Source organism: Methylovorus mays (genome assembly GCF_020531915.1).
In the GTDB taxonomy this organism is placed as follows: Bacteria; Pseudomonadota; Gammaproteobacteria; order Burkholderiales; family Methylophilaceae; genus Methylovorus; species Methylovorus mays.
The window spans coordinates 275,035-296,077 of the sequence record NZ_JAJAVG010000008.1 but is presented as its reverse complement, the minus strand read 5'-3'; the positions used below and the strand labels follow the sequence as shown (position 1 = coordinate 296,077).

20 protein-coding genes are annotated in these 21,043 nt (G+C 50.9%); 9 read left to right on the top strand and 11 right to left on the bottom strand.

Annotation, left to right across the window (positions count from 1 at the left end; all coding sequences use genetic code 11):
* Nucleotides 1-56 precede the first annotated feature (56 nt).
* Entirely contained in the window at nt 57-536 is a 480-nt protein-coding gene (locus LG203_RS11835; RefSeq protein ID WP_230345955.1) for a cupin domain-containing protein, read from the bottom strand.
* 164 nt (nt 537-700) lie between these two features.
* Between LG203_RS11835 and LG203_RS11830 the strand changes: the two genes are divergently transcribed.
* The 3 genes from LG203_RS11830 (at nt 701) to LG203_RS11820 (ending at nt 3,234) form a co-directional block, all read left to right on the top strand.
* Nucleotides 701-1,489 (top strand): hypothetical protein, encoded by a 789-nt coding sequence (locus LG203_RS11830; RefSeq protein WP_230345954.1) that lies wholly within the window; start codon nt 701-703, stop codon nt 1,487-1,489.
* Nucleotides 1,489-2,049, top strand: coding sequence for a TetR/AcrR family transcriptional regulator (locus LG203_RS11825; RefSeq protein WP_230345953.1), 561 nt, complete (start codon nt 1,489-1,491; stop codon nt 2,047-2,049). Before LG203_RS11830 ends, LG203_RS11825 begins: the two co-directional genes overlap by 1 nt.
* A gap of 831 nt (nt 2,050-2,880) precedes the next feature.
* Nucleotides 2,881-3,234, top strand: a complete 354-nt coding sequence (locus tag LG203_RS11820) for a FlxA-like family protein (RefSeq protein WP_230345952.1) — start codon at nt 2,881-2,883, stop codon at nt 3,232-3,234.
* Between the two features lie 125 nt (nt 3,235-3,359).
* Here LG203_RS11820 and trhO read toward each other — a convergent pair whose 3' ends face one another.
* From trhO to pip, 3 genes are all read right to left on the bottom strand, one after another.
* A complete protein-coding gene (gene trhO / locus LG203_RS11815; RefSeq protein WP_230345951.1) occupies nt 3,360-4,322 on the bottom strand; it encodes an oxygen-dependent tRNA uridine(34) hydroxylase TrhO in 963 nt (320 codons plus the stop codon).
* A gap of 114 nt (nt 4,323-4,436) precedes the next feature.
* On the bottom strand, nt 4,437-5,717 hold the full coding sequence (locus tag LG203_RS11810; RefSeq protein WP_230345950.1) for a YhjD/YihY/BrkB family envelope integrity protein: 1,281 nt from the start codon (nt 5,715-5,717) through the stop codon (nt 4,437-4,439).
* Between the two features lie 138 nt (nt 5,718-5,855).
* Nucleotides 5,856-6,806 carry a prolyl aminopeptidase gene (gene pip / locus LG203_RS11805; protein ID WP_230345949.1) on the bottom strand — a complete coding sequence of 317 codons (951 nt, stop codon included), beginning with the start codon at nt 6,804-6,806 and terminating at the stop codon, nt 5,856-5,858.
* Between the two features lie 277 nt (nt 6,807-7,083).
* Here pip and LG203_RS11800 point away from each other — a divergent pair, with 277 nt between their 5' ends.
* From LG203_RS11800 to LG203_RS11780, 5 genes are all read left to right on the top strand, one after another.
* Complete coding sequence (locus LG203_RS11800) at nt 7,084-8,961, top strand: methanol/ethanol family PQQ-dependent dehydrogenase (protein WP_328487053.1); 1,878 nt, start codon at nt 7,084-7,086, stop codon at nt 8,959-8,961.
* A gap of 134 nt (nt 8,962-9,095) precedes the next feature.
* Nucleotides 9,096-10,010 (top strand): substrate-binding domain-containing protein, encoded by a 915-nt coding sequence (locus LG203_RS11795; protein ID WP_230345947.1) that lies wholly within the window; start codon nt 9,096-9,098, stop codon nt 10,008-10,010.
* A gap of 123 nt (nt 10,011-10,133) precedes the next feature.
* Nucleotides 10,134-10,637 carry a c-type cytochrome gene (locus LG203_RS11790; protein ID WP_230345946.1) on the top strand — a complete coding sequence of 168 codons (504 nt, stop codon included), beginning with the start codon at nt 10,134-10,136 and terminating at the stop codon, nt 10,635-10,637.
* Between the two features lie 125 nt (nt 10,638-10,762).
* On the top strand, nt 10,763-11,302 hold the full coding sequence (locus tag LG203_RS11785) for a c-type cytochrome (protein WP_230345945.1): 540 nt from the start codon (nt 10,763-10,765) through the stop codon (nt 11,300-11,302).
* 21 nt (nt 11,303-11,323) lie between these two features.
* Nucleotides 11,324-12,664: an NAD(P)/FAD-dependent oxidoreductase gene (locus LG203_RS11780; protein WP_230345944.1), complete on the top strand. Its 1,341-nt coding sequence runs from the start codon at nt 11,324-11,326 to the stop codon at nt 12,662-12,664.
* A gap of 100 nt (nt 12,665-12,764) precedes the next feature.
* Here the strand turns inward: LG203_RS11780 and lplT are convergent, their stop codons facing one another.
* The 6 genes from lplT to LG203_RS11750 all read right to left on the bottom strand — a co-directional run bounded on the left by lplT (nt 12,765) and on the right by LG203_RS11750 (nt 19,295).
* A complete protein-coding gene (lplT, locus tag LG203_RS11775) occupies nt 12,765-13,928 on the bottom strand; it encodes a lysophospholipid transporter LplT (protein WP_230345943.1) in 1,164 nt (387 codons plus the stop codon).
* Nucleotides 13,929-13,988: 60 nt separating this feature from the next.
* Nucleotides 13,989-15,386, bottom strand: a complete 1,398-nt coding sequence (locus tag LG203_RS11770) for a PhoH family protein (RefSeq protein ID WP_015830877.1) — start codon at nt 15,384-15,386, stop codon at nt 13,989-13,991.
* Nucleotides 15,387-15,421: 35 nt separating this feature from the next.
* On the bottom strand, nt 15,422-15,874 hold the full coding sequence (locus LG203_RS11765; protein ID WP_230345942.1) for a peroxiredoxin: 453 nt from the start codon (nt 15,872-15,874) through the stop codon (nt 15,422-15,424).
* A gap of 95 nt (nt 15,875-15,969) precedes the next feature.
* Entirely contained in the window at nt 15,970-17,436 is a 1,467-nt protein-coding gene (locus tag LG203_RS11760; RefSeq protein WP_230345941.1) for a sensor histidine kinase, read from the bottom strand.
* Between the two features lie 14 nt (nt 17,437-17,450).
* The gene (locus tag LG203_RS11755) at nt 17,451-18,224 is read right to left on the bottom strand and encodes an energy transducer TonB (protein WP_230345940.1); all 774 of its coding nucleotides are present in this window, start codon (nt 18,222-18,224) and stop codon (nt 17,451-17,453) included.
* A gap of 159 nt (nt 18,225-18,383) precedes the next feature.
* Nucleotides 18,384-19,295, bottom strand: a complete 912-nt coding sequence (locus LG203_RS11750; RefSeq protein WP_230345939.1) for a quinoprotein relay system zinc metallohydrolase 2 — start codon at nt 19,293-19,295, stop codon at nt 18,384-18,386.
* A 261-nt stretch (nt 19,296-19,556) separates the two neighbouring features.
* On the opposite strand from LG203_RS11750, the gene LG203_RS11745 reads away from it, so the two are divergent.
* Nucleotides 19,557-20,084 (top strand): cytochrome b, encoded by a 528-nt coding sequence (locus tag LG203_RS11745; RefSeq protein WP_230345938.1) that lies wholly within the window; start codon nt 19,557-19,559, stop codon nt 20,082-20,084.
* Between the two features lie 84 nt (nt 20,085-20,168).
* On the opposite strand, the gene LG203_RS11740 is transcribed toward LG203_RS11745, so the two are convergent.
* A complete protein-coding gene (locus tag LG203_RS11740; RefSeq protein ID WP_230345937.1) occupies nt 20,169-20,990 on the bottom strand; it encodes a quinoprotein dehydrogenase-associated SoxYZ-like carrier in 822 nt (273 codons plus the stop codon).
* Nucleotides 20,991-21,043 lie beyond the last annotated feature (53 nt).

Here is a 21,043-nt window from a genome sequence, read left to right as displayed (position 1 = left end):
TGCGCATATCGCATAGTCATAGTAAGGCTTCAGTCCTATTGGAGTTGGGCTGCGCGTTATTTGGTTTTTCTTGGATCGTCTTTGGGATCAATATATGTAATATCCCAAGGGCCGGTTGCTATTAGCTCGACTTCTGTCTCTTCATCTTCTGTCCAAACGTAATGGGCATGATCAGTGGGTAATACAAAGCTGTCCCCTACATTCAATATTTCACCGTGCTTCTTGTTTAGTTTATTTCCCATTCCGTTTCCAAGCTTGCCTTTGAGCACGGTAATGACTTCTGTAAAAGGATGAGTGTGAGCGGGAATGGGATAATGTGCGGGAAACTTCAATCGAACAATAAATACTCCAGCTTTTGTGGGATCGCCCACCAGCAGAACGCTCTTAGCTCCTTTAGGCAGAATGGGTTCATCCTTCCACTGTAGGTCCGCAGATCGAAAAGATTCCATTTTCTGTGCATACATACGCTCAATCGAATCTTGGGCATTCGCTACAAAGCTGAAAAGTAGACCGCAAATCAACCATACTGCCTTCATGACAGACTCCTTCTGGTAAAAGTAGATGTGGATACAGCACACCCTGTTGATATAAATGTACTAAATAGTACATTTATATACTAAACAGTATGTTTTGATTTTGCTAGTTAAATTTATTAATCTTACGAATGACAGAGGTTAACTCTTTGATTGGATTTGAAGGAATGCTGAAAGCTGATAGTACGAGCTTATTTTATCTGATTGAGAGTAGTGCATGTTCACCAGCAGCTAAGCTACTGTGCGTATACTCATGCTTGGAGATATGGTTAAACTCGCCTGGTGTACGTGAGACCATCGTTAACAATTTCACCCCTGAGATTCCTTTGGCTGACTCCTGGCCGGAGTTCCCTGCATATCTTCTTGTATTAGCATACAAAGCAAAGGTTGATGCTCCAACCATCTATGTGGAGCAGATGCTAATACTGGTGCAGGGCGCCATCGCAGAGGAGCTCAGGCATCCAGGCTCTGGTGCATTTCTCAAAGCTCGTGATGCCGCTAAATGCATTATGGATGTACGCATATCTGAATCTTCTGGAGCAATTCAGTACTCATCAATGCCGGGCTTCGTATTATCAGCCGGTATGCTTTGTCTCATGATAACTTTATTGGCACCAATTCCACACTCAACCTCAACCACAGGCCCGCATCAATTGCAGGTAACCCAAAGTTTCGTTGAGCCAAAAAGTTATTCAACGATGAGTCCTGATTTAATGGGACGTAGTATCGCCCTTAAGGACAAATTTGATACAGGCGCTTGTCCGGCGCCACAACTCATCAACATGCCGCCAGATCGGGTAAATGGGTATATCAATGTTGTAAACGCAAATTTTTCTGATAGATCTGCATATGAAAGTGAAAAACTGAATGCTTTTCTAAACTGGTATGACAAATACATGGCCAGGGAATGTAAAACAGAAAATAATCAAAAAATTGTTTTAGGAATGAGCAAATAATGTCAGCACGCATGCGCCAATACATACTCGATGTGGCAAGTGATCTATTTTCGCGTCAGGGGATTAATTCGACCAGTGTAGATAAGATTGTGGCTCAGGCTCAGATTGCCAAAGTGACCTTGTATAAGTATTTCACGTCAAAAGAACTTTTGATTATTGAATATCTGCGTGATCACAATACAAAACTATGGAAACGTATTGAGGAAATACCCCACGAAAAAAATGCTTCTGCTGACTTGCAAAGCTTTGTGAATTCACTGTTGGATATGATCGCTGAGAAGGACTTTAGGGGGTTTGCGTCGATCAATGCCGCAGTTGAATTTCCGGAGATTGAAAGCATCGTGCATCAAACCTCCCAAGAATTCTCTAGAGATCTAAAAGCCAAACTTGCTCATATGGCAAAAAAAGCGGGTCTGAAGAATTCGGATGCCTTAGCGATGCAACTGCAGCTCATAATTGAAGGAGCCTCGATTTCAGGCATCTCAGGGGATCGCAAAGGTGCTATTCGGCATGCAAAAGATATGGCTAAGATATTGATCCAATCTTCGAATACACAGTAAAGATCGTTCTCCGTTGGTTGTTTCGACTCGGAGGTGCCACATCAAGGTTAAGGGAATGGCGTTATTTCTAATCTTTTTTTGCTTGAGAAAGTAAATAAGCCTCAGCAGAGAGTGGCGGGCATTTATCAATGTATTTAGATGTGAAAAGTCTCTCTCGTGCTAATAACTTTCTGACGTCAACTTCAGTAAACTGCTTATGCCCGTCAAACCGCTTCAGGTTTAGTTTTTACGAAACCAATCCTCAAGGAGCTAAGCGTGAAGTTGATTCGCATATGGTCTTTTGCAATGATGTTGATATGGGGCGCCCACCTGCAAGCTGGCGGTGGCGCGGCAGGGGCCCCATCTGGTGGAAGTGGTGCTGGCACAGGGACGACTACTTCTCCGGCACCAATGACATCTCCCTCTTCGCCAAATAGTGTTGACCCTACGGGGGCAAGCACTCAACAGGGTACTGAGCCTTCTTCCCCCGATACTTTTGCGCCTGCTGGCTCGCAGCGTTCGCCCGGGACAGACTCTACCTCACCGGATACTTTTTCACCTGCCAATCCAAAGGCCACTCCTTCCAATCAGGCTCCAGCAAGTGCGCCTCCCGTCTCAGGGACTAGCGCGCCGCCGGTGTCGGGTAAAACAGTGCCCCCGACGTCTACTATTCGGAGTGCTCCGCCGGTGACATCACCGGATGGCAGTGCGCCACCTGTGACGAGCGACCCGAGTGCGCCTCCGGTTACTACGCCGTGATTTATGTGGTTCTGCGCCAGGCAGCTTTATATACTGCTGAGGCATTAAAGGATTGGGTAATGCAAACCGATAAATAGAGTGAGCCTTGGTTAAATGGATAGAGCAGATATGTATATAAGCCCGGCAAGTTCGACGGTGTCGCAGTCTGCCAGCAGCAGTAAATCCTCCGCCAGTGCATCTCCTTCGATTGCGGAACTGAAGGCGCAGCTCAAGGAGTTGTACAAGCAGGTGAAGGATTTGGCGCAGGATACGAGTATGGATCCCGAGGCCAAGAAGAAGATGCAGCAGCTGTTGGAGCAGAAAATTCAGATGGTGTTGCAGCAGATTGCTGAGCTGGAGGCGCGCAAAAACAAGGATAAGGATGCGGATCCCCTAAGCATGGTCGAGTCTTCCACGGTGAAGGCTAGCCAGAAAGATACGGGGGATGGCGTGGATGTGTATGTCTGACAGTCGCCACGCTTGTGGATGAATAAGCAAGCTTGACAAGGATCGCCCCCTGACCTGAATGCCAGGTTTCAGGGGGCGTTTGTATTTACCCGGCTGGGTTGCTCAATCTGCCGGGGGTGATCAACTTAGCCTTCCTGTTTTGCTGGCTTGGCCTTGATTTGCTCCAGCTTGGTTTTGGCCGCGTCGCCGATATGGGCTTCACCGCGTTTTTTTGCCAGCTCTATCTGCTTTTGCCGCTCCAGGATGCGGGCTTTTTTCTCGTCTGAGATTTTGTCGTAGCAGTGCGGGCAAGACACGCCAGCCATGTAGTGTGGGGATGCTTTTTCTTCGGGCGAGATCGGGTGGCGGCAGGCGTAGCACTGGTCGTACTCGCTCAGTGCCAGGCCATGGCCGACGGCGACGCGCTGATCAAACACAAAGCATTTGCCTTCCCACAGGCTTTCTTCCTTGGGGACGTTTTCCAGGTATTTGAGAATGCCGCCTTGCAGGTGGTAAACGTTCTCAAAGCCTTGCTCCAGCATGAAGGCGCTGGCTTTTTCACAGCGTATGCCGCCGGTGCAGAACATGGCGACCTTTTTATGTTTGCTGGGGTCGAGGTTCTGGCTGACATACTCGGGGAATTGCCGGAAGGTGGTGGTGTGCGGATCCAGCGCGTTTTTAAAGGTGCCGATGTCGTATTCGTAATCGTTGCGGGTGTCGATGACGATGACATCCGGGTCGCTGATCAGCGCGTTCCAGTCTTCGGGCTTCACATAGGTGCCGACTTTTTTGTTGGGATCTATGCCAGGCACGCCGAGGGTGACGATTTCTTTTTTCAGGCGTACTTTCATGCGGTAAAACGGCATTTCGTTGGCAAAGGATTCTTTATGCTCCAGATCAGCCAGGCGTGGGTCTGATTTCAGGTAGGCGAGCATGGCATCTATGCCTTTACGGCTACCGGCGACGGTGCCATTAATGCCTTCGGCGGCGAGCAGCAATGTGCCTTTCAGGCCTTGGGCGTTACATAGATCGAGCAAGCCGGGCTGCATGGTTTGGTAGTCATCCAGCGGGGCAAATTTGTATAGGGCGGCAACAATAATATCGGGCACTGCGAAGGTCTCCTGCGTAATCCCGCTATGATAATCCATGTTTGAAACAAGGTTAAATGGTTTGGCGGGTTAAGGTCGGCATTTTACCGGAATTTCTATTGAAAAATCGCAGGCTTAGAGCGTGTGGTTGCTGTGTTGCAGACGGCGTGCCATGTGCTTGAGAAAACGCATGGCGACCTTGGGTTCACCCATGAGCAGAGTTTCGATGTTGTCGGCGCTGATAATCACGATATCGGCATGGTCGGTGATCACCTTGGCATCGGCCACGCGCGGGCTATCGGTTAGCAGGGCCATTTCACCAAAGTAGTCACCGGGGCCGATCTCGCGAATGGTGCCGCCGGGGAAAATCAATTGCACTTTGCCCATGACAATGTAATAGAGATCCAGGCCATGCTCGCCCTGACGAAAAACATATTCATCGCGCTGGTAGATTTTGCCGTAGCGATTCATCAGTTCCTGTAAGTAGTGTTCTTTGTCTTTTGGTAATTCGCCAAACAAACCACGTAGCAATAAAACGTCTTTTTTATGCAGAGTGGAGATCAGCTCGGTGCCCAGCAGGAACACAGCAAAGGTGTAATACAGCCAGCCAATCGAGATGAACATGTTTTTCATGCCGCCAAATACGGTGTCGTAAGATTGATTAAGCGAAAGAAAAAGCCCGAAGGCGGGACGCATGGCGATCCACATGATGCCGGTAATGGCAGAACCGATGAGGATGTTTTTGAGCGAAATGCGCGCCGGGAAGAAGATGCGGTAAAAAATGGCGATCAGTACGGTGCAGATAGCAATGGAACTGAGAGTGTCGATCAGCTGCGTATGTCGTGCGGACGGATTAACGAAGTCGATGACTTTTTCCAGCCCCAGACCCATGAGGGTAAAGATGAAGAACAGCAGCAAGATGCCGAGAACGCCAAACACATCCTTGATCTTGCGTTTGATGAACGAGGGTTCTTCCACCATGGAAGCAATCGTGTGAAAGGCCGAGCGCAAGGCCCCGGCCAGTGGCGTCACAATCCAGAATAGCGCGAACATGCCAAACGCTCCCCACACTGCCTGGTGTTTGGAAACGTTATAGACCTCGATCATGATCCGGTGGCTGAACTTGGGCACCAGGTTGCTGGTGAGGATGGCTAGCTTGACGATGGCGTAGTTGGATGACACCACCAGATGGCTCAGCATGAAAAAAATCAGCAGCGCCATGGGGATCAGCGCAAACATGGCATAAAAGGATAACGATGCCGAAATGCTGAAGCCGTTATGCAGCTGAAATGCGCTCAGGGTCTCGCGAAAGATGAAAAAGGGCGTGCGATAACGCCGCCTGGCGTAGGCGTTGAGCGGCATGGCAAGTGCCGGGTGGTTGCCTATGTCTTTAACTTGATTGAGCTTGATCGCCAACTTGTTTTATCGCCACCTGGATATTGCGCAAATTAAATAGTTCGTGAGTTAAATAGAGCGTAGTTAAATGGGGGAGTGCTGCTGCATTAAACCTTAGATAGCGAGCCAGCCGCAAGTCTACAAGCTGGCTCGGCATGCTTACAGCTTTTTAAACTCTTCGGTGGCAGCGACCAGTGCCGAAAGCGTGCCTGCTTCCATGCCTGAGTGTCCCGCATCCGGCACCATATGCAGCGATGCATGAGGCATGGCGGCATGCAGTTCATAGGCGCTAATCGGCGGGCAGACCATGTCATAGCGCCCTTGCACAATAACGGAAGGGATGTGTGCCAGAGCTTTGGCTTCTTCCAGCAAATCCCGCTGACCGACAAAGCACAGATTCTTTATATAGTGAATCTGCACCCGGGCGCGCGCAATGTGTACTTCATTGCTGGCTGAGCTTTCGTTCTTGCCGGGCAGCAGTGTCATGATGCTGCCTTCAAACGCATTCCAGCGCACGGCAGCTGGGGCACTAATCGCCGGATCATCATTGAAGACCAGTTTTCCGTAAGCCTGCAGCACGTCACCACGATCTTCTTCTGGCAGATACGCAAGCAGCTTTTGCCATGCCTCTGGGTAAAAGTGTTTCACATCGCCCAGAAACCAATCGAGCTCTGATGGGCGACTCAAGAATATGCCGCGAAGTATCAGGCCGCGAACCTTGTCAGGGTGTGCGATGGCATAACACAGTGCCAGCGTGCTGCCCCATGAGCCACCGAATACCAGCCAGCGCTCGATGCTCAAGTGCTCGCGTAGCTGCTCAATATCGCTTACGAGCAGATCCGTCGTGTTCTCTTCCGTGCAGCCATGGGGCAGGCTGCGGCCGCAGCCCCGCTGGTCCAGCAGAATAATGCGGTAATAGGCTGGGTCAAAATAGCGCCGCTGGGCCGGGTTGCAGCCGCTGCCTGGTCCGCCATGCAGAAAGACCACCGCAGGGCCGGCGGGATTGCCGCACTCCTCAAAGTAAATCTGATGCCTGGCAGATACATTTAGCCAGTCGCTACGGTAAGGGAGGATTTCTGGAAACAAATTGTAAGTGTGCGAATTATTCATGTGGTTTATGGTAACTCTTTGTTTTATTTAGTGATGATTATTTTGTAATTTAGGGAAAAACTCATTCTGCACAAGGGAAAAACTTAATTGTAAATAAAATGTAAATAGAGTATTGCAAAACATTTTGGAGTGATCTAATATTCGGATCAACTCACTTATAAGGTGAGTGAGAGCAACAACTAAATATGCCGTAAAAACCTATAACAATAAATAGGTGGCAGTTATCTAGTTAGCGCTTTGATTAAACCCTTAGTAGTAACAACTATGGAGATTTAAAATGGAGATGAGCAAGATTAAATTGGCTCTGGGCGTGGCAATCGGTATGAGCATGGCTCTTCCTATGGTTGCTTCTGCTGCTGCAGACCAAGAGGCTGCGATGGCCAACCCAAACAACTGGGCACACCCCCGCGGTCAGCACAACAACCAAGCCTACAGTACCCTGAACCAAATCAACAAGGGTAACGTTAAGAACCTGAAGGCTGCCTGGACATTCGCTACCGGTGTTAACCGTGGTCACGAAGGTTCCCCAATCGTTGTTAACGGTGTTATGTATGTTCACACTGCATTCCCAAACAACGTTTACGCTCTGGACCTGAACGACAACCAAAAGATCATCTGGTCGTACTTCCCTAAGCAAGACCCATCCGTACAAGCTGTTCTGTGCTGCGATAACGTAAGCCGCGGTCTGGGCTTCGGCGACGGCAAGATCTTCTTGCAACAAAATGACGGCATGCTGGTTGCTCTTGACGCTAAGACTGGCGCCAAGGTTTGGGATGTTAAGAACACTGATCCTAAGGTCGGTGCTACTAACACCAACGCTCCTCATGTTATCAAGGACAAGGTTCTGACCGGTTGCTCCGGTGCTGAATTCGGTGTTCGCTGCTTTATCGCTGCTTACAACCTGAAAGACGGCTCCCTGGCATGGAAGGCCTACTCCACTGGTCCTGACAGCGAAGTGCTGATTGGTGCTGATTTCAACAGCGCTAACCCACACTACAGCGCTCTGTCTGTATACCAAGACGTAAACGGTGGTAACAAAGAAGGCGGTTCTTTCAAGGCTCTGTCCAAGGACCAACTGAAGTTCCCTGAAAAAGACCTGGGCGTTAAGACCTGGTTGAAGCCACAAGCTGTTAAAAACGGCTGGGAACACGGCGGCGGTTCCGTATGGGGCTGGTGGCCATATGATCCTAAGTTGAACCTGGTGTACTACGGTACTGGTAACCCATCTGTTTGGAACCCAGACGTACGTCCTGGTGACAACAAGTGGTCCATGACTATTTTCGCACGTGACTTGGACACTGGTATGGCCAAGTGGGGTTATCAAATGACTCCTCACGATGAGTGGGATTATGACGGCATCAACGAAGTTGTTCTGTTCGAAAAGGGTGGCAAGAAGTACGCATTCCACACTGACCGTAACGGTTTCAACTACACATTTGACGCTGTTGACGGCACCCTGCTGGTTGCTGAAAAAGCTCACCCCTTCATCAACTGGGCTACCCATGTTGACTTGAAGTCTGGCGTTCCTCATAAGGATGCTAAGGCTTCTACTCACCAAGACTACAATGCCAAGGGCATCTGCCCAGCAGCTTTGGGTGTTAAGGACCAACAGCCAATGGCTTACTCGCCACGCACTGGTCTGATGTACATCCCATTGAACCACGTATGTATGACTTACGAGCCAGTTGAGTCCAAGTACGTTGCTGGTCAACCATGGGTTGGCGCTACTCTGACCATGTTTGCTGGTCCAGATGGCGTAATGGGCGGTTTCGAAGCCTGGGATCCATTGAAGGGTAAAGCAGTTTGGTACAACAAAGAGAAGTTCTCGTCATGGGGTGGTGTTCTGACTACTGCTTCTGACCTGGTGTTCTACGGTACACTGGAACGTGACTTCAAGGCAGTTGATGCACAAACTGGTAAGCTGTTGTGGAAGTTCCAAGTGGGTTCTGGTGTGATCGGCAATGCCTTCACATACAGCCACAAGGGTAAGCAATACGTTGGCGTACTGTCCGGTATCGGCGGTTGGGCTGGCGTGGCGATGAACCTTGGTATGACCAATGACACCGATGCACTGGGTGCAGCTGGTGGCTACAAGGAACTGACCAAGTACAACGCTGCTCCTGGCGGCGGTGCACTGAACGTGTTCAGCCTGTAATAGTTGAAGAAATTCAAATATTTACAGAACTAACCGTTAGTTAGTGTGTCACATAAGCACCCCGCTTCGGCGGGGTGCTTTTTATTATTATAAGAAGATAAAATAGGCCGCTAACAGACACGAGGACAAAGGTAATGCTGATTAATTTGAAAAAAGTATCGCTGGTTTTACTCTTCACTGCCCTGGCAAATGGTGCATTTGCCGCAGATGATAATACTCTGGAAGTCGATCCAAACGTTGGCCGTGGTGGCGAACCTTCCCGGATTGATGATCCAACAGAATTCAAGGTCTGTGCAGACCAGGATAATTTGCCTTATTCAAACTCAAGACAAGAAGGTTTTGAGAACAAGATTGCACAACTTATTGCCCAGGATCTGGGTAAGAAATTATCGTATCAGTTCTGGTATGACCGCATGGGTTATATCCGTAATACTCTGAATGCACATCGATGCGATGTCATCATGGGAACCGTGGCTGGCAATGATATGGTGCTGACGTCAAAGCCTTACTACCGCTCAGGGTATGTCTTTGTTACACGTAAGGAAAGTAACCTCAATATCACGGATTGGGACTCCCCTGATTTGCGTAAAGGCATTATCGGTGTTGTGGGGCAGACTCCACCATCCCGTCCAATTTACGATAAAGGCTTAATGGAAAATGCCCGTCCTTATCGTATTCAGCGCGACTTGAATCTGCCTCCCAGTTTCATGATTGACGATCTGGTCAAAGGTGATATTGATATCGCCATTGTCTGGGGGCCAATTGGTGGGTATTATGCCAAACAGTCCAAAGTTCCATTGGTCGTTGTGCCGGTACCTGAGTATGAAGATACGAATGTGCATGGCAAGGAGTACTGGAATATTTCAGTGGCTGTGCGCAAGAAAGACAAGGAACGTCTGGCCATGATTCAAGAAGTACTGGATCGTCGGCATGCGGACATCATGAAGATTCTGGATGATTTTGGTATTCCACATCTGGATGTCGTCCCCGGTGATAGCGTTGAAAAGAAACGCGAAACGCGCGGTGATGTAATTCCGAAATTCGAATAATGAATGGGCGTTATCAGGTTGTTTGGGTCAACCGTAAATAACGCCTGTCCGTTATATGTATTACATGTTGATCATGGTTTGGCATGATTAAACTGTAGCTCTATTTTCAAACGAGGAGATGACATGTTAGGCAATAAGGCAGTTAAGGCGACGTTATTTGTTTCTATGCTTGCTCTGGTTGGATTGACTCTTCCACTGCAAGCTAGCGCCGAATGTAAGTTAACCGCAACTCAGGATGGTTCGCCACTGGACATCAAGGCTGAAGCTTTTGATACCCCAGAAGCAAAGCAATTCCTGGATACCTGTAAGAACCCCTACATCGGCAACGAAGCTGCAACTAAACGTGGTCAGAAGTTGTTCCAGTTGTATTCATGCACAGCATGTCATGGCGGTCAGGCTGAAGGCGCTGTAGGCCCAAGCTTGCATGGTCCTAACTTCAAGTACGCAAAAAATGCGACTAACAAGGGCATGTTTGAAACAATCTGGCATGGTACTAATGGTGGTATGGGTGCCAAGGGTAAAGGTTTGATGGATCCTACCGATCCTGAAAACGGTCTGACACCAGATGAAGTGTTGAAAATTGTTGCCTGGGTGAGAACTCACAGCAAGTTCACTGGTAACGAATAAGCGCTTATCGCTAAAATTCGGCACTAATTAAAATAAAAGCGGTCATTGTTAAAAGCGGTGACCGCTTTTTTTATGTGTAGCAATATCTGTTGGAGTAAAATCAATAACGATAGAGGAGAGTATCAATGCGAAAAATGACACTAAGCACTCTGGGTATTATCTTGCTGGCAGGTTTGGCTGGCTGTGGTAAATCAGGCGATAGCGCTGGCGGTGGAGAGAAGGCAGCCGACGCCTCATCTGGTGAAATGATCAAGTTTGTTACTACTCAGGATGGTTCCCCCCTCACGATAAAAGCCGAGTTGTTTGATACGCCTGAAGCCAAGGAGTTTATGACAACAGGCAAGAACCCTTACGTAGGCAATCAGGATGCGATTGCCAAGGGTAAAAAACTTTTCCAACTGTATTCATGCACGCAATGTCACGGTGCTGACGCGCAAGGTCAGGTTGGCCCCAACCTGACTGGTCCCAATTATAATTACGCCAAGGATGCCACTAACAAGGGTATGTTTGAAACCGTGTGGCATGGTACCAATGGTGGTATGGGAGCAAAAGGTAAGGGCTTGATGGATCCTACCGATCCATCGAATGGTTTGTCCCCGGACGAACTGCTAAAAATAATAGCCTGGATACGTAGCCACGGCACGGCGACAGGTAACGAGTCATAGCAAATAAGAAAGGCATCATTTATGCAATCGCAAGTAGAGTCAGGTTCGGGTTTGCACCATGTCGTTATTGTGGGAGGTGGTGCAGGAGGTTTGGAGCTTGCTACTCGTCTGGGAGATAAGCTAGGGCGCAAGGGTAAGGCGGAAATCACCCTGATCGACCGCACCAGAACGCACGTCTGGAAACCGCTGCTGCATGAGATCGCGGCTGGCAGTATGAATCCGGACAAGCATGAGCTGGAATACCTGGCTCAGGCGCACTGGCATCATTTCCGTTTTCGTCTGGGGAGCATGGACGGGTTAGATCGTGCTAAAAAGGAAGTCTACATTGCGCCTTTTTACGACGAGGATGGCGTGGAAATTATCCCGCGCCGTACCTTCAAGTACGATACCCTGATCATTGCCATCGGCAGTACCACGAATGACTTCGGGATTGCCGGCGCAAGAGAGCATTCTATTGCGCTGGATACCCAGGATCAGGCCGAACGATTCCATCGGCGATTGCATAATGCATTGGTGCGTGCGCATACTCAGAATGTCCCATTGCAAGCGGGGCAACTTGAAGTGGCGATCGTGGGCGCCGGTGCTACTGGTGTCGAGCTTGCCGCTGAGCTGCATAACACCACACGTGAGCTGGCAGCCTATGGCCTGGACAAGATCAATGCAGACCGGGATGTCAAAATCTCGCTGATTGAAGCCAGTGATCGTGTATTGCCAGCATTGCCACCTCGACTCTCCCAATCGGTAGAGCTTGAGTTACGCAAGTTGCGAGTGCATGTATACACCGGTGAGCGCGTGACCGAAGTGACGGATAAGGGTATTTACACCCATAGCGGTCGCTTTATCCCATCCTCGTTGGTCGTCTGGGCGGCTGGCATCAAGGCGCCGGATTTCCTGAGTCAGCTGGATGGGCTCGAGGCCAATCGTATCAACCAGCTCGTAGTGCGTCGCACCTTGCAAACCACGCTGGATGATGATGTGTTTGCCTTTGGCGATTGCGCCGCCTGTCCATGGCCAGGTCATGATGAGAACGTACCTCCACGTGCACAGTCTGCACACCAGCAGGCTTCCATGCTGGTCAAGACGGTCAAGAAGCGTGTGGCTGGCAAGACAACCGGTCTGCCAGAATACACATACCGCGACTATGGCTCACTGGTCAACCTGGGCAAGTACACTACCGTGGGTAACCTGATGGGTTCGGTAGGTGGCTCCAGCCTCTTTATTGAGGGGATGTTTGCCCGCTTCATGTACCAGTCGCTGTATAAAATGCATTTGATGGCATTGCACGGCTTTTTCACCGTGTTCTTGCAGACGCTGGCCCGCATGATTACTCGCCGGACCGAGCCGCACGTCAAGCTGCATTAATGCCTGGATGTGGTAATAAAAAAGCCTCAGGATTCTGAGGCTTTTTATTTGGACGCAGCGTTTAGACTTTCGCAAGGTTTAAGCTTTCAGCACCGAAATCTTAAAACGTTTTCTGCTTGTAAAGCCGGTAAATGCCGCTCATGCTGAGGCTCACAAACAAGCCGAATGCAATCACTGTCAGGTGGATAGGCAGCTCGGCTTTGACCATCAGGGCATAAACCCCTATCAGGACCAGGATGCCAAGATTCTCATTGAAGTTTTGCACAGCAATGGAGTGCCCTGCCCCGATGAGAATATGCCCGCGGTGTTGCAACAGTGCATTGAGCGGTACCACGAAAAATCCGCTTAATGCACCGATCAGGAACAGCAGTGCACTGGCTACGCGCCAGTCGTTGATCAATACCATCGCCATTACGAGCAGCCCCATCAGGATGCCCGCGGGCAGCACTTTAATGGAGTCTTCGAGTTTGATGTATTTGGCTGCGAATACCGAACCTACGGCAATGCCAACCGCCACCATGGCGGTGAGCTGCGTGGCGTGCTCCAGGCCAAAATCCAGCGCAACGGCTGCCCATGCCAGCACGACCAAACGCAAGGTTGCACCCGCGCCCCAGAAGAGCGTAGTAACGGCCAGCGAAACCTGCCCCATGGGATCTTTCCACAAGACCTTGAAGGAGTGCCAGAAATCTTTGAAGATATAAAGCGGGTTACGCTTGGGTAGCTTGTGATCAATCGGTAGCCGGGGGATGTACATATTGAAGGTGGCGGCGGCGAGATACAGGCCGGTAATGATCCACATCGTCATTTGCACATCGATACTGGCCAGCTTGCCGCCGATGATGGCGCCCAGAATGATGGCAAGTACGGTAGAGCCCTCCATCCAGCCATTGGCCTTGACGAGCATGTGCGGAGGCAGATATTCGGTGAGAATGCCGTATTTGGCAGGCGAGTAGGCGGCTGCACCTATACCGACAATGCCATAAGCATAAAGCGGTGGCAGGCCAAAAATCATGGCGATCGTTCCCACGAACTTGATGCCATTGGAAATGAACATGACCCGCCCTTTGGGAAATGCATCGGCGATAGAGCCGACAAAGGGGGCGAGCACGATGTAGGAGATCACAAAGAACTCTTGCAGCAGTGGCGTATGCCATTCGGGAGACTGCATTTGCTGCAACAGGGCAATGGCGGCAAACAACAAAGCATTGTCCGCCAATGCAGATAAGAACTGCGCCAGCAGTATGATGTAAAAACCTAGATTCATCGCAGGGTGTCGCCCGGCCGGAGCACGGGCGATTCTAATTCCATTTCAGCTTAGAGCTGGCTAAAGAGCCTCGGCAGCAAAGTCTGCCAAGCGTGAACGTTCGCCGCGAACCAGCGTAACGTGACCATTATGCTGCCAACCCTTAAAACGGTCGACAACATAGGTCAGGCCAGAGCTGCCCTCCGTCAGGTAAGGCGTATCAATCTGGGCAATATTGCCCAGACAGACCACCTTGGTCCCGGGGCCGGCACGGGTAATCAGCGTTTTCATTTGTTTAGGGGTGAGGTTTTGCGCTTCGTCAATAATCAGGAATTTGTGCAGGAAAGTGCGCCCCCGCATAAAGTTGAGTGACTTGATCTTGATGCGGGTACGTATCAGGTCCTGAGTGGCAGCGCGCCCCCATTCACCAGCATCTTCGTCGGATTTGTTGAGCACATCCAGATTATCCTCCAGTGCGCCCATCCATGGTGCCATCTTTTCTTCCTCTGTTCCGGGCAGGAAGCCAATATCTTCACCAACCGGCACGGTTACGCGGGTCATGATGATTTCGCTGTAGATTTTCTTGTCCAGCGTTTGCGTTAACGCAGAAGCCAGGGTGAGCAGTGTTTTGCCGGTACCTGCCTGCCCCAGCAGCGTGATGAAATCCACATCCGGATCCATCAGCAGGTTAAGGGCGAAATTCTGTTCGCGGTTGCGGGCGGTGATGCCCCAGATGCTGTTTTTGTGCTGGGTGTAGTCCTTGACCACTTCCAGCACCGCGGTATTGCCTTGTTGGCTACGGACAATGGCATGAAAAGGTTTTTCGTATTCGTAATAGACAAACTCATTTACCAGCAGGCTTTTGCAGATCGGTCCGGTGATGCGGTAAAACATGCGTCCGGCATCTTGCCATGATTCCATTTCCTTGCTGTGCTTCTCCCAGAAGTTGGCTGGCAGTTCGCGCATGCCAGTGTAGAGCAGATCCGTGTCTTCAAGTACTTTGTCGTTGAAGTAGTCTTCAGCCGCTACGCCAATAGCGCGGGCCTTGATGCGGATGTTGATGTCTTTGCTGACCAGGATCACCTGGCGTTCAGGTTGCTTCTTCTGCAGGTCAAGGGCGACCCCAAGAATCTGGTTATCGGCCTTGCTGCCGGCCAACATGGGCAGGTCGATACTCACCGCCGACGTCTGCATGAACAGGCGGCCGCTCAGGTGCTTGTTGCCATTGATCGCCAGCGGGCAGCCATCATCCAGGTTGTTGAGGCTGGTACCCACGATCTCTTCCAGATTACGGCTGGCCTGGCGGGCGTTACGGGCAACTTCGGTCATGCCTTTTTTGTTGTTGTCCAGCTCTTCCAGCGTGACCATGGGCAGGTAAATGTCATGCTCTTCAAAGCGAAACAGGCTGGAAGGGTCATGCATCAGTACGTTCGTATCGAGAACAAACAGTTTGGTACTTGTGACACTTTTTTTAGCCATGAGCTTATATTCCCCAGGTTGAGATTGAGTGTGCGTTAAAGCGATTTAATGAAATCAAGTACTTCAGCCGCATGGCCTTCCACTTTGACGCCGCGCCACTCGTGCACCAGCTTGCCCGAGCTGTCGATGACAAAGGTACTGCGCTCAATGCCGCGTACTTCCTTGCCGTACATCTTCTTCATCTTGATGACATTGAACAGGGAACACGCCAATTCCTCCGTATCGGCCAGAAGATCGAAGGGGAACTCGAACTTGGCTTTGAATTTCTCGTGTGATTTGAGGCTATCACGCGAGATGCCCACAATCACGGCATTCAGAGCCTGAAACTCCGGGTAGTGATCGCGGAATTGCATACCTTGCGTGGTACAGCCTGGCGTTGCATCCTTGGGGTAAAAATAAATAATGAGGGTTTTGCCGCGAAACTCAGAAAGCTTGAACTGCCCACTGGTCGAAGGACATTCAAAATCAGGAACGGGTTGGTTCAACATAAGTATGGGGTGGCATATACACGTCTCCATTGTTGTTAAAAACGCGGTATAAGGCAAGCCCGATATGGGGGAATCGAAAAGTTTTTTTACAGGCGTTAAGAAACCGCAGGCTGATGGAAGCGTGGCAACTCAATTTCGATCAAGGTGCCTCCACCTTTGCGTGGGCTGAAGGTAATGCGCCCCAGTAGGGAGTCACATACCTTGAAAGCGAAGGGAATACCCAGCCCGGTGCCAAAGCGCTTGGTCGAAGGGCCTGGGCTGATGGCATGGGGGTCAGGGGTGAACGGCATGCCCGGGCCACGGTCGGCAATCATCAGACGGACGGTTTCGCGACTGAGGTCGGCATGTATTTCCAGCTTGGAGTGGTTGGGGACCGCTTCGATGGCATTCAGCAACAAGTTATAGAGCGCCTGCTCAAGCAAGTGCTCGTCGGTATAAATGCTGTCGTCCTGTTTTTCCCATGCAGGCAGCTCCAGTTCAATGGATTTTTCTGCAATTTTTTGCTGCAAAGGTGACAGGGAGCCATGGATGATCTGGCTGAGTTTGCTTAGCGTGGGCTGAGGTTGCATGGGGTGCAGATAGGAAAGCAGCGAGCCAGTCCAGCGTTCAAGCCTGTCTACGGTGCTGATGATATCGCGCAGGGATTCCCGGGTATCCTTATCCAGTTCGGCGCTGTCTGCGACTTGGGCGGAGGCACGAATACTGGCTAGCGGGTTGCGGATATTATGGGCCAGCATCGGCACCAGCAAGCCCAGCGTCGCCTGTTTTTCTGTGCGGATCAGTGCGTCCTGACTTTGTGTCAGTTTGTCCGCCATGTCATTGATCGCGCCAGACAGCGTGGCCAACTCTTCCGCGCCTTTGCGAGGGGCTTTATGTTCAAGGCGGCCTGCACTGATTTCTGTAGTGGCGTGCAGCAATGCATTGATGGGCAGGACAATCGCGCGTTTCAAAAAAACGCGTGAAAACAGGAGCAGCAATGTCGCGAGCAGGATGGGAATGGTCAGCAGGGTAAGGGATGTACGTTTTGATTCATCCAGCCTTTGCTGCAATTCTTTTTGCTTTAGCGACAAGAGGCGTTCGGCGCGTGCCGACACGATCTCGTAGCGCTGAAAAATCCCGGACTCCAGGTTCGAGTTGAGTGTTTTTTCAATCAGCTCATCCGATACTTCATTCTGATGATTGAAAATGGTGCTGGTTTCTGTAATAAACGTCGCATAGCTTTTCCTCAACTCATCGATGGCAGCACGTTCCTCGTCTCCCACCGCCAGGCGATTCAGCTTCACAAAGTGTGCGCCCACCGATACCGTGTATGCGTCGTACTCATCCTTGGCTTGCGGATCTTTCAGGAAGTAGGCGTCGAACAGCTCCTTCATCTGGCGGTAAAGGTCGCCTCGGGTTTGCTGGATTTCCTGGATCAGCAGGTTGATACGTTGTGATTCGTGGGAAGATTTATCCCACAAGTGTATGCCCACCCCACCTGCAGCCCCGGCCAGACAAACCAGCATAATGAATGCCAGCTCGTGGATGAGCAGCAGGTCTTTTAACGACTTTGGCTTGGACATGGCGAGGGTTATTCCTATTCCAAGCGGAACGTGATGGGAATGCTGATTTTGCTGATTTTACCTTGCAGCGAAGCCGGTGCCGTAGGCAGTGAGGAAAGAGCTTGCTGGTACATCTCCAGTACCTGCTTGTCCAATATCTCATAGCCCGCCGATTGCTTGATGCGGCCATTGATGATATGCCCCTGCGCATCCAGCTCAAGCTCAAGCACGGGCGTACCCTGCATATTGTTTCTGCGCGCGATATTGGGGTATTTCTTGTATTTGCTCATTACATTGAAAATATTGTTTTCGAATGCATTTTTGGCCGCATCCAGATCTTGCTGGCTGATCGCAGCCGCTTTGGGTGCTTCAGCTGGGGCCGCCGGGGCGGGCGTCGCCGGGGCAGCGGGGGCAGGGGCCGGTGCTGTTTCCGCTTTCGGGGCGTCGGGCTGTGGGCTCGTTGTCATCACCGGTGGGCTGGGGTCGGCTTTGCGCTCTACAGGGGGCGGTGCGACCTCGGGCGAGGGTGTGATCACCGGGCGTGGTTTGGGTTGTGGTTTTACTTCAGGTTTGACGACAGGCTCTGGTTTCGGAGGCTCTGGCGCGGGCGCCGGTGCTGCTACCGGGGTTTCCTGCTGTTTTTTGACGGGTGGGGCGAGTTCAATCTGCAACACCTGGGGTTCGGGTGGGCTATCAAACTTGAGATTTGGCAATTGCCAGATCAGGATGGCATGGACGGCGATGGAAATAATCAGCGCCCACTGAAGCCGGTGAGAAGGGGCCGATATGCTGGATGAGTAAGTTGCCAAATTGCACACGCTCAAAAGTAGTCAGGAAGGGGCCAGAAGGCCATCGTTATTATGGTTTATTGTTATGGGTTGCCAGTGGCAAGGCGTTGATTCTGCCACAGAAAACTGAATTCTGCAGCCGAGTCGCTGATGCCTTTGCAAGTGCTTCCAACGAAATGGTCATTCCCACTCCAGTGCAGGGTATAGGATATTTACATTGCGTCGGTTGACGATATCAAATAGCGCCCATTTGCCTTTTTCACTGCTGGCAGCGGTATCCATGGCTTTTTCCATCACTTCGCCTTTTTTGATGCTGGCGCGTACATCCTCAAGCAGTGTTTGCAGATAGCGCTGTTCATCGATGAGCGCACTTTTCCAGTGGCTGCTTACCGGACCATGGCCGGGTACCGCACGTGCGGCCGGGACTTGCTTCAGTTGCGTGATGGCATTCAGCCAACCTTTGATATCGCCATCGAGAGATGGGGTGCGTTCGATGAACAGCAAATCACCGGTCCACAAGGTTTGGCTGAGCGTGTCATAGACGGTGAGATCGGTGCTGGTGTGCGCGGGCGGATAGGCCTTAAGTGCCAATTGGCGACCGCCGAGGTCGATCTCCAGTGCATCACTGACGGGCAATGTCGGCTTGACGATTTCGCTCCCGGCAAAATCCTGACCTTGCCATTGCTCGTTACTGCGCATATAGCTGTCGCGGCGGCGTTCCAGGGCATCTGCCAGTTTGGCGTGGCCAATGAATTGCGGGTGATCTGCGATAAATGCAGCATTGCCGAATACATGATCAGGATGCACATGGGTGTTGATCACGTACAGGATCGGCAACGGAGTCAGCTGGCGTATGGCGTCGTGCAGGGCTTGCCCCACCTTGAGGTTGCCACCGGTATCAATGACGGCCACGCCGCTTTTGCCTATCACGACGCTGATATTGCAGATATCACCATGATAGCCTTCCGATAAGTCCTCATGCACACCCTGATGCACATAAACCCCCGGACTGACTTCCGTCAATGTCAACGCGGTTGCCTGTGCATAAGGCACCACCGCGAGTAAAATCAACCCTTGAAGCAATCGCCACATCCTGAAAGTCTCCTCGTTATGATGACGGGTGTCGTGCAGCGACATAAGATGTCGCCAAGGCATGGCAGGCAGGCATCTTGGCACTAAGCCTGTCAGCGGTCAATTGGTGCCGGGAGATTAGGGAACTTTTCCCGATAATCCCGGGTTTAACACATAATGGAAGCTCGGCTGTTATGCTTCTGCAGTATCCGCGCAATACATAATTACAAGGTCAGGTTGCAGTAATGCGCTGCGCGTTAACCCCAACCTAAAAAAGAAAGAATGGAAATGAGTGCTGCCCGTTATACCACTACCGCCAAGATTCTCCACTGGCTGATTGCCCTGAGCATTTTTGGCATGTTTGCCCTCGGCTGGTTCATGACTGATCTGCCGCGAGAAACCCCAGACCGCGCCTTTTACTTCAACCTGCATAAATCCGTAGGCATTACCCTGTTTGCCTTGGTGCTGTTCCGGCTGTTCTGGCGTATCGGTCACAAACCTCCTGCCCTTGTCAGCACACTCAAAGTCTGGGAGCGGAAGCTGGCACATGCCGGACATCATTCCCTCTATCTGCTCATGGTGCTCGTGCCAGTAAGTGGCTTGATCATGAGCGCCTTCAGCAAATTTGGTGTTAAATGGTTCGGGCTGCCTTTAATCCCCGGCCTGGATGATAAAGCGCTACGTGATGTATTTACCGAAGTGCATGAAGTGATAGGCCTCATTTTATTGCTCGTTATCATCGTGCATGTGGCCGGGGCGCTCAAACATCACTTCCTGGACAAGGATGACACCCTGAAGCGCATGCTGTAAACGCACATTCCGGAGTAAAAAAGGCGTCTTGAGGACGCCTTTTTATTTGCACGATGACGTTGCCTGACCTTTATTTAGCGATGATCAGGACGCGTTCTTGACCTCGAGCTGCTGCGAGAATTTGGTGCCTTCATTATCTTCGGCATGCACTTCGAGTGTGCCCGGTGCAGCAGGTGTGAAGTCAAATCGCAGATAAGGATCTTCGCTGGTACCTACGCCAAAATCCACACTCATGACCGGCTGGCTGTTATACGTGAAGGCCGCTTTCTGAATATAAAACGCGGGCCGGAAGCCTTGCGAAACCAGGTCACGTTGCAGGCCTGTGTACATGGGGTGTTTGATGATAAAGGTGGCGGGAGTTGCCTGACCAAACTTCACCGGGGTTTCCACATTCAGTTTGATCTTACCGGAGGCTGCGCGTATCGCCGCTTCATCGCCATCCACCGAACCACCGCAACCACCAGCTGCGCGAATCTGGATGGTGGACATATAGAGCTTGCCATCCGCTGTTTCGCCGATCGCCCGTACGAAAGAATCGGTTTCCATGCGGATGCGTGTGGAAAGCTGCAGATTGCCCAGCAGCTCCGTCAGGTGATAGGTCGCCGCCAGCTGGATAGGGTTGGCATCGACGATGATATAGACATTCTTGATGGCGGCCGGGCTTTGTGACTGATTCACCGTCAGGGTGACGGGTACTTGCGCGCCACTTTCTGCACGACGTGGGCCGGTGAGTTGAATAAAGGGCACTTCTTCGATGGTGCGGTTGGCAAAAAATGCCTCCTTGACCACAGGCCACAGTTTATCCGAAGCCTCTGCCCAAGCCCCTGTGCTGCATGCCAGCAGCATGCCTGCCATTACCCATTTTCCCAACATCATGCTGGGGATACCTACACTATGCTTGACCACGGCCTCTTCTCCTTAGAACACTGTTTTTATAATAGATAGCGCTTAGACATAAG

Excerpts from the sequence above, each read along its gene's own strand:
- LG203_RS11790 (WP_230345946.1), top strand. The coding sequence starts at position 10,134 with ATGTTAGGCAATAAGGCAGTTAAGGCGACGTTATTTGTTTCTATGCTT.
- LG203_RS11830 (WP_230345954.1), top strand. The coding sequence starts at position 701 with ATGCTGAAAGCTGATAGTACGAGCTTATTTTATCTGATTGAGAGTAGT.
- LG203_RS11835 (WP_230345955.1), bottom strand. The coding sequence starts at position 536 with ATGAAGGCAGTATGGTTGATTTGCGGTCTACTTTTCAGCTTTGTAGCG.
- LG203_RS11785 (WP_230345945.1), top strand. The coding sequence starts at position 10,763 with ATGCGAAAAATGACACTAAGCACTCTGGGTATTATCTTGCTGGCAGGT.
- LG203_RS11780 (WP_230345944.1), top strand. The coding sequence starts at position 11,324 with ATGCAATCGCAAGTAGAGTCAGGTTCGGGTTTGCACCATGTCGTTATT.
- LG203_RS11765 (WP_230345942.1), bottom strand. The coding sequence starts at position 15,874 with ATGTTGAACCAACCCGTTCCTGATTTTGAATGTCCTTCGACCAGTGGG.
- LG203_RS11800 (WP_328487053.1), top strand. The coding sequence starts at position 7,084 with ATGGAGATGAGCAAGATTAAATTGGCTCTGGGCGTGGCAATCGGTATG.
- LG203_RS11825 (WP_230345953.1), top strand. The coding sequence starts at position 1,489 with ATGTCAGCACGCATGCGCCAATACATACTCGATGTGGCAAGTGATCTA.
- LG203_RS11820 (WP_230345952.1), top strand. The coding sequence starts at position 2,881 with ATGGATAGAGCAGATATGTATATAAGCCCGGCAAGTTCGACGGTGTCG.
- LG203_RS11760 (WP_230345941.1), bottom strand. The coding sequence starts at position 17,436 with ATGTCCAAGCCAAAGTCGTTAAAAGACCTGCTGCTCATCCACGAGCTG.
- LG203_RS11750 (WP_230345939.1), bottom strand. The coding sequence starts at position 19,295 with ATGTGGCGATTGCTTCAAGGGTTGATTTTACTCGCGGTGGTGCCTTAT.
- LG203_RS11770 (WP_015830877.1), bottom strand. The coding sequence starts at position 15,386 with ATGGCTAAAAAAAGTGTCACAAGTACCAAACTGTTTGTTCTCGATACG.
- LG203_RS11795 (WP_230345947.1), top strand. The coding sequence starts at position 9,096 with ATGCTGATTAATTTGAAAAAAGTATCGCTGGTTTTACTCTTCACTGCC.
- lplT (WP_230345943.1), bottom strand. The coding sequence starts at position 13,928 with ATGAATCTAGGTTTTTACATCATACTGCTGGCGCAGTTCTTATCTGCA.
- LG203_RS11745 (WP_230345938.1), top strand. The coding sequence starts at position 19,557 with ATGGAAATGAGTGCTGCCCGTTATACCACTACCGCCAAGATTCTCCAC.
- pip (WP_230345949.1), bottom strand. The coding sequence starts at position 6,806 with ATGAATAATTCGCACACTTACAATTTGTTTCCAGAAATCCTCCCTTAC.